Origin of the sequence: Klenkia soli, from assembly GCF_900103975.1 — a bacterium.
Taxonomy (GTDB): Bacteria; Actinomycetota; Actinomycetes; order Mycobacteriales; family Geodermatophilaceae; genus Klenkia; species Klenkia soli.
Genome location: NZ_FNIR01000010.1, coordinates 16817 through 30879, shown reverse-complemented (window position 1 = coordinate 30879; position 14063 = coordinate 16817). Strand labels below are relative to the sequence as shown.

10 protein-coding genes are annotated in these 14063 nt (G+C 76.3%); 9 read left to right on the top strand and 1 reads right to left on the bottom strand.

Going from position 1 to position 14063, the window contains the following annotated elements; all coding sequences use genetic code 11:
• Nucleotides 1-5 precede the first annotated feature (5 nt).
• Complete coding sequence (locus BLS67_RS15740) at nucleotides 6-452, bottom strand: MarR family winged helix-turn-helix transcriptional regulator (protein WP_165617620.1); 447 nt, start codon at nucleotides 450-452, stop codon at nucleotides 6-8.
• Between the two features lie 40 nt (nucleotides 453-492).
• Here BLS67_RS15740 and BLS67_RS15735 point away from each other — a divergent pair, with 40 nt between their 5' ends.
• The 9 genes from BLS67_RS15735 (at nucleotide 493) to BLS67_RS15695 (ending at nucleotide 14063) form a co-directional block, all read left to right on the top strand.
• Nucleotides 493-1677, top strand: a complete 1185-nt coding sequence (locus tag BLS67_RS15735) for an FAD-dependent monooxygenase (RefSeq protein WP_091246920.1) — start codon at nucleotides 493-495, stop codon at nucleotides 1675-1677.
• Nucleotides 1678-1809: 132 nt separating this feature from the next.
• Nucleotides 1810-2199 carry an excalibur calcium-binding domain-containing protein gene (locus BLS67_RS15730; protein WP_091246919.1) on the top strand — a complete coding sequence of 130 codons (390 nt, stop codon included), beginning with the start codon at nucleotides 1810-1812 and terminating at the stop codon, nucleotides 2197-2199.
• Between the two features lie 12 nt (nucleotides 2200-2211).
• Entirely contained in the window at nucleotides 2212-3048 is an 837-nt protein-coding gene (locus BLS67_RS15725; protein ID WP_242654128.1) for a class F sortase, read from the top strand.
• A gap of 78 nt (nucleotides 3049-3126) precedes the next feature.
• Nucleotides 3127-3954 (top strand): hypothetical protein, encoded by an 828-nt coding sequence (locus BLS67_RS15720; RefSeq protein ID WP_091246917.1) that lies wholly within the window; start codon nucleotides 3127-3129, stop codon nucleotides 3952-3954.
• A 66-nt stretch (nucleotides 3955-4020) separates the two neighbouring features.
• Nucleotides 4021-6213, top strand: coding sequence for a putative bifunctional diguanylate cyclase/phosphodiesterase (locus BLS67_RS15715; protein ID WP_131801754.1), 2193 nt, complete (start codon nucleotides 4021-4023; stop codon nucleotides 6211-6213).
• Between the two features lie 37 nt (nucleotides 6214-6250).
• Nucleotides 6251-8434 (top strand): putative bifunctional diguanylate cyclase/phosphodiesterase, encoded by a 2184-nt coding sequence (locus BLS67_RS15710; RefSeq protein ID WP_091246914.1) that lies wholly within the window; start codon nucleotides 6251-6253, stop codon nucleotides 8432-8434.
• A gap of 93 nt (nucleotides 8435-8527) precedes the next feature.
• A complete protein-coding gene (locus BLS67_RS15705) occupies nucleotides 8528-9970 on the top strand; it encodes a DUF3375 domain-containing protein (RefSeq protein WP_091246913.1) in 1443 nt (480 codons plus the stop codon).
• Nucleotides 9967-10611: a DUF4194 domain-containing protein gene (locus BLS67_RS15700; protein WP_091246911.1), complete on the top strand. Its 645-nt coding sequence runs from the start codon at nucleotides 9967-9969 to the stop codon at nucleotides 10609-10611. The genes BLS67_RS15705 and BLS67_RS15700 overlap by 4 nt, the downstream gene beginning before the upstream one ends.
• On the top strand, nucleotides 10608-14063 hold the full coding sequence (locus tag BLS67_RS15695; RefSeq protein ID WP_242654127.1) for an ATP-binding protein: 3456 nt from the start codon (nucleotides 10608-10610) through the stop codon (nucleotides 14061-14063). Before BLS67_RS15700 ends, BLS67_RS15695 begins: the two co-directional genes overlap by 4 nt.

Sequence of the window (14063 nt, the reverse complement as noted above, 5' to 3'; positions counted from 1 at the left end):
GGCGATCAGGGGTGGCGGTGCATCGCGGCGGCGACGTCGCGCAGGTAGCGGCCGACCACCGCTTGCTGGTCGGCCGGCAACCCCTGGGCGGCGGCGTCCATCGCCCGGATCACCGGCTCCCACGCCGTCCAGCTCTCCTCCCGGCCCGGGCCGGTCAGGTGCACCACCGTGCTGCGCCCGTCCTCCGGGTGCGGACGGCGCTCGGCGCGGCCGGCGGCGACCAACCGGTCGACCAGGGCGGTGGCCGACGGCGTGCGGATGTCCAGCCCGGCGGCCAGGGCGCTCACCGTCAGCGGGCCGATGGCGTCGAGCATCCCGACGGCGGTCACGTCGGTCACCGGCATGCCCAGGTCGCGGGCCAGCCGACCGGTCAGGTCCCGCGAGGCCTGCATCAGGTCGCGCAGGGCGATGGTGACCTCGGTGAGCCCCGGCATGGCGCCGTCGTCGTCCATGTTCGACAATCTACCTAGATCGTCTAACCAAAGGAGCACCATGCCCACCGTGCTCGTCTCCGGCGCCAGCATCGCCGGACCCACCACCGCCTCCTGGTTGGCCCGCGCCGGGTTCGACGTCACCGTCGTCGAGCGCTTCGACGCCCTGCGGGACGACGGCCAGAACATCGACGTCCGCGGGGCCGCCCGCGAGGTGATCCGCCGCATGGGCCTGGAGGAGGCGGCCCTCGCCGCCGGCACCGGCGAGCAGGGCACCGTCTTCCTCGGCGCCGGCGGCCGCGAGGTCGCCCGCTTCCCGGCCAGCACCGACGACACCTCGGGCGCCACCGCCGAGATGGAGATCCTCCGCGGCCGGCTCGGCCAGCTGCTGCACGACCACGGCGCGGACGACGTCGCCTACCTCTTCGGCGACCAGATCACCGGCCTCGACCAGGACGCGGGCGGCGTCGACGTCACCTTCGCCTCGGGGAAGGAGCAGCGCTTCGACCTCGTCGTGCTGGCCGAGGGCGTCAACTCCCGCAGCCGCGACCTGGTCTTCGCGCAGGCGCAGCGCCGCTACCTGGGCATGGTCATCGCCTACCTGACCATCCCGCGGCAGGACGACGACACCGACTGGTGGCGCTGGTACGTCGCCGGCCGCGGCCGGGGCGTCAACCTGCGCCCGGACGACGTCGGCACCATCCGTGCCGCGATCAACATGATGACCGACACCCGGGGCATCGACGACCTCCCGCGCGAGGCCCAGACCACCCTCTTCCGCCGCACCTTCGCGGGCGCCGGCTGGCAGACCGACCGGGTGCTCGACGCCATGGACGACGCCCCGATGTACGTCGAGGACCTCTCCCAGGTGACCCTGCCCCGCTGGTCGCAGGGCCGCATCGCGCTTGTCGGCGACGCCGCCTGGTGCGCCACGCCGGTCAGCGGCATCGGCACCACGCTGGCACTGAGCGGCGCCTACACCCTGGCCGCCTCCCTGGCGGCTGACACCGACCACCGCGCGGCCTTCGCCGAGTACGAGCGCCGCATGCGGCCGTTCGTGGAGAAGGGCCAGTCGCTGCCGCCGGGCACCCCGCGGATCGCCAACCCGCGCACCGAGCTGGGCCGCAGGGCCTTCACCTCGGTGCTGAAGGTGGCGGCCAGCCCGCTCGCCACCAGCCTGGGCGGGGTCCTCGGCCGGTTCACCACTCCCCCGGCCGACCGCTACGAGCTGCCCGACTGGCCGTAGCCGGACACGCCGGTCGGCGTCGGGCAACCCCTGACGTCCGGCGGCGACGAGAACCAGCAGAACCGGGTGGTTCCGCCTCGCTCGGCGCACAGGTGAGTCTCAGGTCACATCGACGACCTCGGGGAGACCACCGTGCGACTGCGCACCACCGCTGCTGCCACCGCCCTCGCCACCGCGGGCCTGACCCTCGCCCTCACCGGCACCGCCTCCGCCGCCGACCTGAACTGCAGCGACTTCGCCACCCGCGACCAGGCGCAGGCGGTGCTCGACGCCGACCGCAGCGACCCCAACGGCCTGGACCGGGACGGCGACGGGGTCGCCTGCGAGTCCCTGCCGACCGGCGGAGCCGAGGACGGCACCGCGCTCACCGCGCAGGTGGCCGACCGGCCCCAGGGCGCGGTGGCCGCCGGTGACGGCAGCTCGACCCAAGGCCCGGGTGTGCTGCCCTACGCCGTCGGCGGCCTGGCCCTGGTCGGCGCCGCCGGTGCTGCGGTCGCCGCCCGGCGCAGCGCCCGCGCCTGACCCCGCTGCCCCGTGCGGCACCGCGCACCCGAGTCCGACCTCCCCGAGCAGCTGCTCGGGGAGGTCGACGCCGTACGCATCCTCGGCGCATACCCGCCGCCGGTGATGTGCCCGGTGCTCCCCAGGTCGGTGCCCGCCGTGCACGTCACCCGGTACGACCGGCGTCGGTCCCGCCGCACCACCACCCGCGCCTGGACGACGGTGTCGGCGTCGTTGGCCACCGCCGGGGTCGCCGTCCTCCTGCTGGCGCCCACCAGCTCCTCCGCGCCCGTGCGGCAAGAGGTTGCCGCGGCCACCGCGCCCACCGGGCAGGTCGACGTCGTCCCCTCGGCGGCCCCCGCCGTGACCGCAGCCGTGACCGCAGCCGCACCAGCGGTCCCGGCCCCGCCGGTGCTCGCGGCCAGCGCGCCGGTCGCGATGCGGATCCCCGTGCTCCGCGCCGACGCGGACGTCGTCGAACTGGGGCTGCGGCGCGACGGGTCGATGGAGACCCCGAACGGCGCCGAGCCCGTCGGCTGGTACACCGGGTCGCCCACCCCGGGGGCCCTGGGCCCGGCGGTGCTGGCCGGGCACGTCGACTGGGACGGCGAACCGGGCACCTTCGTCGGCCTGCGCGAGTTGCTGCCCGGCGACGAGGTCGAGGTGCTGAGGGCCGACGGCACGACGGCGGTGTTCACCGTCGACCGGGTCGAGGAGCACGCCAAGGACGCCTTCCCCACCGACGAGGTCTACGGCGACACCCCCACCGCCCAACTGCGGCTGATCACCTGCGGCGGCAGCTTCGACGAGGACACCGGCGACTACCGGGACAACGTGGTGGTCTTCGCCTCGCTCGCCGGTGCGCGGTGATCATCGGCGAGCGGCCGGTCGACACGCCGCGGGTGCCGACCGGATGACGATGATCATCCGATGGGGGACGCTGGGCGGATGATCCGCCGCGCCCTCGCCTGCGCCCTCGCCGTCCTCGGGTCCTCGGCCGCGTTGGCCGCGTGTGCGCAGGGGAGCGGCGCGCCCGCGGCGACTCCTGCCGACCCCGACGCGCTGGTGCTGCGGGTGACCCAGGGCGGGGGCTACACCGCACCCGGGGCCGACCTGGGCCGGTTGCCGCTGGTCAGCGTCTACCGCGACGGCCGGGTGATCACCGAGGGACCGGTGGCGGCGATCTACCCGGGCCCGGCCTGGCCGAACGTGCAGGTCGCCCGGATCGACGCCGACGCCGTGACCGACCTGGTCGACGCCGCGCTGGACGCCGGGGTGACCGCCACCGGTGACCTGGGCAGCCCCGGCATCGCCGACGCGACCACCACGACCATTACGCTGATCACCGCCGACGGCACCAGCACGCGCGAGGTCTACGGGCTCCGCGAGGGGCAGGGCGACCCGGCGCTGACCACCGAGCAGGCCGCCGCCCGCACCGCGCTGGCCGACCTGGTCGACCGGCTCACCGCCCCCGCCGCCGAGCAGGAGACCGAGGCCTACCAGCCCACCGCCGTGGCCGCCCTGGCCGGCAGCTACACCGCCGAGGACGGGCTCGAGCGCGACCCGGTGAGCTGGCCCGGAGCTGCCCTGCCCGGGGAGTCCGCGGCCCCCGGCCTGGGGTGCACGGTGAGCACCGGCGACGAAGCCACCGCCGTCACCGCCGCCGCGCAGGACGCCGACGCCCTCACCCCCTGGACCGACGGCGGGAGCACCTGGGCGGTGACCTTCCGCCCGCTGCTGCCCGACGAGACCGGCTGCGCCGACCTGGCGGGGTAGCACCCGGAGGGGTGATCGGCCCCGCGGCGGATCAAGGCCGCGGCCCCGACGGCCGAGAACCGGACCGTGATCACCTCTCGCACCAGGCTCTGGGCACCCGCTGCCCTGGGCGCGGGTTCCGTGGTCGCCCTGCTGCTCTCGCTGCTGCCGGCCACCCGCCCCGCCGCGGTCGTCTCGATCAGCGTGCTGGCCGTGCTCGCCCCGCTCCTGGGCATCGCCCTGCACCGACCGGGCAGGTCGCTCCCGTGGCTCGCTGCCGCCGGCATGCTCACCGGGTGGGCGCTGTCGATCGCCTTCGGCGGCCGGTGGCCGGTGCCCGGCGAGGCGGCGCAGGACGCCGGCACCGTCATCGGGCTGGGCCTGCTGCTGCACATGTTCGCCCAGCACGTGCGCACGCAGCCCGCCGACCGCCGCACGCGGGAGCGCGCCGCCTGGGGCCGGCGCGCCGACCAGCTGGCCCTCCTCCTCCTCGTCGGCTCGGCCGCCGCGCAGGTGATCACCACCGCGCACGCCGACAGCGCACCGCCGAGCGCCTGGTGGGCACCGGTGGACGTCGTGCTGGCCGCCGTCCTGCTGCGGTTCGCGTTCTCCCGCGCCCGGCTCACCCCGAGCATCCGGCTGGTCATCGCCGGCGGGGTCACCGCCGCCGGCTACGACGCCGCGGCCGCCACCAGCGGGATCCGGCTGCAGCCGCTGGAGAGCTGGCTGTCGGTGATCTGGGCGGTGTCGATGGCGCTGTTCGTGGCCGCCGCCCTGCACCCCAGCATGGCCACCGCCTTCCGCAGCTCCGAGCTGCGCCGGCTCCGCCCGGAGTCCGGCCGGGTGCTGGGCCTGGTGGCCCTCGCCCCGGTGCCGCTGGCCCTGGCCGCGCTGCACCCCAGCGGCCGGTTGCCGTGGCCGGTCTACCTCGGCACCGCCTGCGTGGTCGCCGTCCTGGCCATCGTCCGCGGATCGCAGGCGCTGCGGTCCAGCGAGGGCCACGCCGGACGTGACCCGCTGACCGGGCTGGCCAACCGGCGCGGGCTCCAGATCGCCTTCGACGAGCTGCTGCTCACCGCCCGTCCGGGCACCGAGCCCGTCGGCCGCCTCGCGCTGCTGGACCTCGACGACTTCAAGGACGTCAACGACACCCACGGCCACGAGGCCGGCGACCACCTGCTGTGCGCGGTCGGCGAGCGGCTCTCGGCCGCCGTCGGCACCGCGGGCACCGTGGCCCGCTCGGGCGGCGACGAGTTCGTCCTCGTCCTGCACCCCGACGCGCCGTCGGTGGCCGACGTCGTCGCGACCGCGTTCGGCGCCCCGCTCGCGGTGCACGGCCCGCTCCGGCGCACCTCGCTCGTGCGGTGCAGCGCCGGCTGGGTCCCGCTGACCGCCGCCAGCCAGCTCTCCCTCGCCCTGGCCGACGCCGACATCGCCCTCTACGTCAGCAAGGGCACCCACCGCGGCGCCGCGACCGAGTTCGCCCCGGTGCAGCGGGCCGACGTGCTCGCCCAGATCGGGCTCAGCGAGGACCTGGGGCGCCTGGTCGCCGGGCACGACGACGTCGGCGAGCTCACCCTGGTCGTCCAGCCGCTGGTCGACCTGCGCAGCCGGGCCGTGCTCGGCGTCGAGGCGCTGGTGCGGTGGCAGCACCCGACCCGCGGGCTGCTGCTCCCCGACACGTTCCTGCCGGTCGCCGAGGCGCAGGGCCACGGCGCCGCGGTCGACACCCTGGTGCTCCGGCAGGCCTGCGCGGTCGCCGCCGGCTGGGCCGCCCGCGGCCTGGACCGCACGGTGAGCGTCAACCTGGGCCGCTCGTCGATGGTCGACCCCGACCTCGCCGACCGGGTGCGCGACGCCCTGGCGACGACGGGCCTGGCCCCGCGTCTGCTGCACCTGGAGATCACCGAGCACGACCAGCTGCCGGTCGACGCCGGGGTGCAGGCGCTGCGCGAGCTTGCCGACCTCGGCGTCGCGATCAGCCTGGACGACTTCGGCACCGGCTACACCTCGCTGGCCTACCTGCAGCGCTACCCGATCAGCCTGCTCAAGCTCGACCGCTCCATCACCGGCGCCGACGCCGGTGACGACCTGATCGCCGGCATCACCAGCCTGGCCGGCATCCTCGGCATGGCCGTGCTCGCCGAGGGCATCGAGACCGAGGAGCAGCACGCCCGGTTGGCCGGCTTCGGCATCGACTCCGGCCAGGGGTGGCTGTACGGCCGACCCGTCCCCGCCGAGCAGCTCGACGCCCGGCCCGCCGTCCCGCTGGCCTCCTGAGGTGCCACCGGGGGGCCCGGTGCAGGACCATGCCGGGGTGACCACCGCCGGGCGACGCACCCGGACGGCGGCGCTGGTCTCCGCCGCGGTGGCCGTCGTCCTGGTGCCGCTGGCCGCCTGGCCGGTCACCCGGGTGCCCGCCGTCCTCACCGCGACCGCGGTGTCCGTGCTGGCCCCGCTCGTCGGGGTGCGGTGGCACCAGCCTGCGCGACCGTGGCCGTGGCTGGCCGTGTCGGCGATGCTGGCCTGCTGGCTGGTCGCCCTCGCGCTCGCCCGGACGGCGCCCACCGCCGGTGTCGTCGTCCAGACCCTCGGCGTCGCCGTCGCCCTCGGGTTGTTCGGCGTCCTGTTCGGCCGGCACCTCCGGCGCGGACCGGCCGAGCGCCGGCGCACCCGCCGGGAGACCTGGGGACGCCGCACCGACCAGCTCGTCGTCGCCGCCGTCGTGGCGCTGGCCATCGCCCAGTCGGCCGCCGCCGCGCTCGCGCCCGGGGTGCCGTGGGCGGTCTCGGTGGCCCCGTTCGACCTGGTGCTGGTCTGCCTGCTGCTGCGCTTCGCCGCCACCCGGGCCGACCTGGGCGCCAGCATGGGTCTGCTGGTAGCCGGCGGGGTCGCCGCGGCGACCTACGACTGCCTGGCCGCCGACGGCGGCGTCCGGTTGCCGGGTCCGCAGACCGGCGCGGGCGTGCTCTGGACCGTGGCCGCCTGCCTGTTCGTCGCCGGGTCGCTGCACCCGGACATGCGCACCGCCTTCACCGGGGCCCGGCTGGGCCGGCTGCGCTCGGAGTCCGCCCGGCTGCTCGGCATGACCCCGCTGGTGCTGGTGCCGGTCGCGCTGTGGCTGCTGGACGAGGGCGGCCGGCTGCCCACCACCGCCTACCTGGGCACCGCGGCGCTGGTCGGCGCCCTGGCGATCGTCCGCGGCTCGCAGACCATCCGGGGCAGCGAGCAGCAGGCGCGGCAGGACCCGCTCACCGGGCTGGCCAACCGGCGGGGGCTGCGGGTCGCGTTCGACGACCTGGTCGCCGACGGCTCCCCGGACGACGTCCCGGTGGGTCGGCTGGCGTTGCTGGACCTCGACGACTTCAAGCACGTCAACGACACCTTCGGCCACGAGACCGGGGACCACCTGCTGGTCTCGGTCGCGCTGCGGCTGGCCGCCGCCGTCGGCGAGCGGGGCACCGTGGCCCGCTCCGGCGGGGACGAGTTCGTCCTGCTGCTGCCCCCCGACGGTCCGGCGGTGCCCGACCTGCTGGCCTCGGCACTCCGCGCTCCGGTGGTGCTCGGGGTCGGCGCGGCCGACCGCACCTTCCCGGTGCGCTGCAGCGCCGGGTGGACCGAGCTGACCGGGGCCAGCGAGCTCCCCCTGGCCCTCGCCGACGCCGACGTCGCGCTGTACGTCAGCAAGGCCGCCGCCCGCGGCACGGCGACCCGGTTCGCCACCACCCAGCGCGAGGAGGTGCTCGGCCGGCTCGCGCTGGGGTCCGACCTGCGGCGGCTGGTCGCCGGCGAGCCCGGGGTGGGCGAGCTGCTCCTGCTGTTCCAGCCGCTGGTCTCCCTGCGCACGCGGGCGGTGCAGGGCTGCGAGGCGCTGGTCCGCTGGCGGCACCCCACCCGGGGGCTGCTGGGTCCCGACACCTTCCTGCCGATCGCGGAGTCCCAGGGCCAGGGTGCCGCGGTGGACGCCTGGGTGCTGCGGGAGGCCTGCGCCACCGCGGCGGGCTGGCCGGACCCGCTCTGGACGGTGAGCGTGAACCTGGGCCGCTCCGCGATGGTCGACCCGGGGCTCGCCGAGCTGGTGCGCGGGGTGCTGGCCGACACGGGGCTGGACCCGCACCGGCTGCACCTGGAGATCACCGAGCACGACCAGCTCCCCGTCGGAGCCGGCGTCCGGCCGCTGCGCGAGCTGGCCGCCGCCGGGGTGGGCGTGAGCCTGGACGACTTCGGCGCCGGCTACACCTCGGTGGCCTACCTCCAGCGCTACCCGGTCTCCGTGCTCAAGCTCGACCGCTCGATCACCGGCCCGGACGCCGCCGGGGCGCTGCTCAGCGGGCTGGTCGGGCTGGCCGGGGCGCTGGGCATCACGGTCCTGGCCGAGGGCGTCGAGACCGACGAGCAGTGCACCCGGCTGGCCCGGCTGGGCATCGACACCGGCCAGGGCTGGCTGTTCGGCCGTCCGGTCCCGGCCGACCGCCTGATGCGTGTCGGCAACCCCACGTAGCTCAGCTGTCACACCCCGGAGCGGTGCACCGGGATCGGACCCTCCGCCGACCTAACCTCCACGCGATCACGCGCACCGGAGGAGGGGGCAGGCATGCAGGTCGACGACAGCGTCGACGCGGTCGCCGCGCTGCAGCAGCACGCCGCCTGGCGCCTGCTCCGCGCCGACGACGCACCCCTGGTCATCGCGTTCCTGTCCCGCGTGTTCGTCACCGGCGGCGCGCACGGGCTGCCGGCCGGCGAGCTGGCCGACCGGCTCGGCGACCTGCTGGCCGAGCTCGACGGCACCCCGCGTGCCCAGGTCGACGCCCGCGGCTACCTCGACGGCTGGGCCGGTCCGGACGGCGGCTGGCTGCGCGCCTGGTACCCGCCCGGGTCCGACGAGCCGCTCATGGACGCCACCCCGGCGGCCGAGCTGGCCATCGCCTGGGTCGCGGGCCTGACCCCCCGGCCCTTCGTGGACACCGCGGCCCGGCTGGACTCCGTGGTGGACCTGCTGCGCTCCCTCGCCGTGGGCGCCGCCGACCCCACCACCCAGCGGGACCGCTACCTGCACCTGACCCGCACCGCCCGCGGCCTGCTGGGCGACCTCCGCGCGGTCGAGGCGGCCTTCCGCGAGCGGGACCGCGAGCTGCGCGACCGGATAGCCGGCGGGGACGGCGCCCTGGCCCTGGACGTCGCCGCCGGCCGCCGCGGCATCGCCGACGGCGACCAGGGCCGCAGCTTCCACGCCTGCTACGACCGGCTGCTCTCCCCGCGGCTGCAGGAGGAGCTCGCCGACCTCCTGGCCCGCGTGCACGAGCTGCCCGCCCTGCGCACCTGCACCGACCCCCGGATGCGCCGGGTGCAGCACGACCTCGTCATCGCGGCCGAGCACACCCGGATGGTGCTGCGCGGGTTGGCCGAGGGCCTGCGCACGGGCCTGGACGACCGGGTGTGGCGGGAGAACCGCCGGGTGCTCGAGCTGCTGACCGGCATCGAGGACCGCGCCCGCCGGCTGTCGGCCGGGTTGACCGCCCTGGACGGGTTCGCGGTCGAGCTGGACGACCTGGCCCCCACCGTCGTCCTCCCGGTCGAGCGGCACCTGTACGCCCCGCCGCGCCGGGCCGCCGTCGACAGCGCCCGTCCCGAGGCCGGCGACGAGGACTTCGCCGCGGCCGCGCTGTTCGGCCAGGTCCAGGTCGACCCGGTGCCGCTGGCCGCCCACGTGCGCCGCGCGCTGCTGCAGCGGCCACGCGTCGAGCTCGCCACGGTGCTGGAGCAGCACCCGCTGCAGCACGGCCTGGCCGAGCTGATGGCCTACCTCTCGCTGCGCGACGACGCCTTCGACGTGCTGTTCCCGCTGCCCGCCGACGACGACCCCGCCGACGACCGGCAGGACGACGACACCGTCTCCTGGACCGACCCCGACGGCCGCCCCCGCGCCGCCACCCTGCCCCGCGTCGTCTACGCCCGCCGGGACGCCGGTCCCCGCGCCGGCAGCACCCACCCCGCCGGCCGCCGTGCGCGGCTGTCACCCGTGAAGGACGCCCGATGACCGCACTGCTCCCCGAGCTGGACGGGGCCCCCGCCCGCGCCGAGCTCGACCTGCCGCTGGTGGTGACCTCGCTGATGCGCGGTGTCGTGTACCGGGAGACCGCACCCGAGGTCTGGCGGCACCTGCTGGCCCTGCAGCCCGACCTGCGCGACCACGTCGCCGTCCTCGGGCTGGTGCCGGTGGTCGACGAGCGCGAGGGGTACGCCTTCCTGCGGCAGCGGCCCGAGGACCCCGACGCCGAGCGGCCGCTCCCCCGGCTGGTGGCCCGCCGGTCGCTGTCGTTCCCGGTGAGCCTGCTGCTGGCCCTGCTGCGCCGCCGGCTGGTCGTCGCCGACGCCGGCGAGGGCGGCCGGCTCGTGCTGACCCGCGCCGACCTGGTCGACCTGCTGGCCGACTTCCTCCCCGACCCCGGCCGCCGCAACCGGCTGGTCGAGCAGGTCGACGGGCACATCGCCAAGGTCGTCGAGCTGGGCTTCCTGCGCCGCATGCCCGGCCCGGACGGCGGCTTCGAGGTGCGCCGGGTGCTCAAGGCCTTCGTCGACGCCCAGTGGCTGGGCGAGCTCGACGCGAAGCTCGCCGAGTACGCCGCCCAGCAGCCTGCGCCCACCACCTCCACGGGCCTCGAGGAGGACCTCCTGTGACCACCTTCCCGCCGGTGCCGCACCTGCTGCTGACCACCGAGGACGACGCCCCCTCCACCGCGGCGGGCTTCCGCCTGGACCGGCTCGAGATGCTCAACTGGGGCACCTTCGACCGCCGGGTCTGGACGCTGCGCGCCGACGGCCAGAACACCCTGCTGACCGGGGACATCGGGTCGGGCAAGTCGACCATCGTCGACGCGCTGACCACCCTGCTGCTGCCCGCGGCCGGCGTGTCCTACAACAAGGCGGCCGGTGCCCCCACCCGCGAGCGCGACCTCCGCTCCTACGTGCAGGGGCACTGGCGGGCCGAGCGCAGCGACGCCACCGGCGCGCCCCGCACTGTGGGCCTGCGCCCGGGCAGCACCTGGACCGCGCTGCTGGCCGTGTTCCGCAACGAGGCCCTGGACGAGACGGTGACCCTGGGCCAGGTGTTCTGGCTGCGCTCGGGCGAGGTCGGCCAGCCCGACCGGTTCCACCTGGTCGCCGACCGCGACCTGTCGATCGCCGGGGACCTCGCCGAGTTCGGCAGCGACCCCGCCGCCCTGCGCCGCCGGCTCTCGGCGCGGGTCGACGTCGAGGTGTTCGGCACCTTCACCGAGTACGGCCGGGTCTTCCGCAATCGGCTGGGGATCGGTTCGGAGCAGGCGATGGACCTGTTCCACCAGACGGTGTCGATGAAGGCCGTCGGCGACCTCAACGGCTTCGTCCGCGACCTGCTGCTCGAGCCCGGCGACTCGGCGGGCTGGGTGGACCGGCTGCTGGGCCACGTCGACCAGCTCACCCGCTCGCACGACGCCGTCGTCACCGGCCGCCGCCAGCTCGCCCAGCTGGCCCCCGTGCTGGCCGACGCCGACCGGCACGCCGTGCTCACGGAGCAGATCGTCACGGTGGACGCCGACCTCGCGGCCCTCCCCGCCTGGGCCGACCGGCTGCGCGAGAAGCTGCTGGCCGCGCAGGCGACCACCCAGCGGGCCGAGGTCGCCGCGGCCGACCGCGCGCTGAGCCAGGGCATCACCGACCTGGACCTGGCCCGTGCCCGCGAGCTGTCGCTGACCATGCAGCGCACCGGCAACGGCGGCGAGCGGCTGCGCTACATCGACGAGCAGCTGCTCGAGCTGGAGGTCGCCCGCCGCGAGCGGCGCACCAGGGCCGGCCGGTTCGCCGCCCTGCTCGAGGCCACCGGCCTGGACCCGGTCGCCGACGGCGAGGCCTTCGTCGTCCGGCGGACCGAGATCGCCGAGGCCCTGGCCCGGGCGGTCGAGGGCGAGGCCGAGGTCGAGGAGCAGCTGGCCGAGGTCGAGGTCGCCCTCGCCGGGCTCCGCTCCCGGGCGGCCGAGATCGGCCACGAGCTCACCGGCCTGCGCGGGCGCACCGGCGTCGTCCCCCGGTCGTCGCAGCGGTTGCGCGACCGGCTGGCCGCCGCGCTGCCCGTGGACCCCGCCGAGCTGCCGTTCGCCGGCGAGCTGGTGCGGGTCTCCCCCGTGCACGCCGAGTGGGCCGCCGCCGCCGAGCGGGTGCTGCGCGACTTCGCGCTGACCGTGCTCGTGCCCCACCAGCACTACGCCGCCGTCACCGCCTGGGTCGAGGAGCAGGACCTCGGCGCCGAGCTGGGCTACCTGCCGCTCCCGGCGCAGCTGCCCACCACCTCCCCCATGCCGGCACCGCAGTCGCTGGCCGCCACCCTCGAGGTGCGGTCCTCACCGCTGGCCGGCTGGGTCGAGACCCAGGTGGCGCTCCGCGCGCCGCACCTGCGGGTCGACGACGTCGAGGAGTTCCGCCGCACCCCCGTCGCGGTCACCCGCACCGGGCAGGTCAAGGACCGCACCGGCCGGCACTCCCTCGACGACCGGCACCCCGGCGGCGACCCGCTGCACCAGGTGCTGGGCTGGGACAACGCCGGCAAGGTGCGCGCGCTGACCGCCGCGGAGAACGCCCTGCTGCCCCAGCTGACCGAGCTCGGTGCCGCGCGCGACGCCGTCCGCGCCCAGCGGGCCCGCACCGTGGCCCGCGGCCGCGACCTGGCCCAGCTGTCGGCCCACGACAACTGGAAGGCGCTGGACTGGCAGGGCGCGATCCGGCAGATCGCCGAGCTGGGCCGCGAGCGCGACCTGCTGGTGGCGGCCTCCGGCGTCCTGTTCGGGCTGGACGGCGCCATGGACGACCTGCGGCGCGACATCGTCGGCCTGGCCACCAAGCAGGCCACGCTGCAGCAGCGCCGCGGCGCCGCCGCGCACGCCCTGGGCGAGACGTTCCGGGTGCTGGAGGGCGTGCGCCGCCGGCTGGGCCCGGACCAGCTCGACGACCCCGCGGACGCCGTGCCGGCCCGCGAGGCCGTGGACGACGGGAGCGCGGTGGCCCGGGCCCTGCGCATCGACCGCGCCCTCTCCGCGCCCCAGCGGCTGGACCGGCGGGGCTGGATCGCCTCGACCCCGCCCACCGACCTGGACGACGTCGACGAGCGCGAGCGCACCCTGCGCGCCGCCCTGGAGCGCGAGCGCACCACGCAGACCTCGGTGCGGGCCGAGGTGGAGGCCCGGATGGTGCGGGCGATGGCCGCCTTCCGCGCCGAGCACCCCGACGCCGCGGCCGGGCTGGACGCCTCCCGCGACGCCGCCGACGCCTTCCGCGAGCTGCACGAGCGGCTGCGCACCGACGAGCTGCCCCGCGCCGGGGCCACGTTCACCGCGAACCTGGAGCAGGACACCGCACGCGACGTCGCCGGGTTCCTGGCCGAGCTCGAGCGACGGGCCGCGCAGGTCACCGAGCGGGTCGCACTCATCAACGGCTCGCTGCACGACATCGACTACCACCCGGGCCGCTACCTGGCCCTGGAGGCCCGGCGCAGCGGCGCCCCGGAGATCGAGGACTTCCGGGCCGACCTGCGGGCCTGCACCGACGACGGCACGGCCGACCCCGAGGAGCGCTTCGCCCGGATCGCCCGGATCGTGCACCGGCTGCGCGGCCGGGTGGGGCACGCCGCCGAGGACCGTCGCTGGGCGCGCACGGTCACCGACGTCCGCACCTGGTTCGTGTTCTCGGCGATCGAGCGCTGGCGGCACGACGACGCCGAGCACGAGACGCACACCGACGCCGGCGGCAAGTCCGGCGGCCAGAAGGAGAAGCTGGCCTACACCGTGCTGGCCGCCTCGCTGGCCTACCAGTTCGGCATCGACCCGGCCGCGACGATGGCCCGCGACTTCCGGTTCGTGGTCATCGACGAGGCGTTCGGCCGCGGCTCGGACGACTCCACCCGGTTCGCCCTGGACCTCTTCGGCCGGCTGGGCCTGCAGCTGCTCGTGGTCACCCCGCTGCAGAAGATCCACGTCATCGAGCCCTACGTGGCCTCGCTGGGCTACGTGGACAACCAGCAGGGCGACGACTCCCGGTTGCAGTGCCTCACCGTCGAGGACTACCGCACCCGCCGGGCACTGGCCCGGTCGGTCACCGCCTGA

Bases quoted from the DNA above. Each gene is read 5' to 3' on its own strand.
- BLS67_RS15705 (WP_091246913.1), top strand. From the start codon at position 8,528: ATGCAGGTCGACGACAGCGTCGACGCGGTCGCCGCGCTGCAGCAGCAC.
- BLS67_RS15720 (WP_091246917.1), top strand. From the start codon at position 3,127: ATGATCCGCCGCGCCCTCGCCTGCGCCCTCGCCGTCCTCGGGTCCTCG.
- BLS67_RS15740 (WP_165617620.1), bottom strand. From the start codon at position 452: ATGGACGACGACGGCGCCATGCCGGGGCTCACCGAGGTCACCATCGCC.
- BLS67_RS15735 (WP_091246920.1), top strand. From the start codon at position 493: ATGCCCACCGTGCTCGTCTCCGGCGCCAGCATCGCCGGACCCACCACC.
- BLS67_RS15700 (WP_091246911.1), top strand. From the start codon at position 9,967: ATGACCGCACTGCTCCCCGAGCTGGACGGGGCCCCCGCCCGCGCCGAG.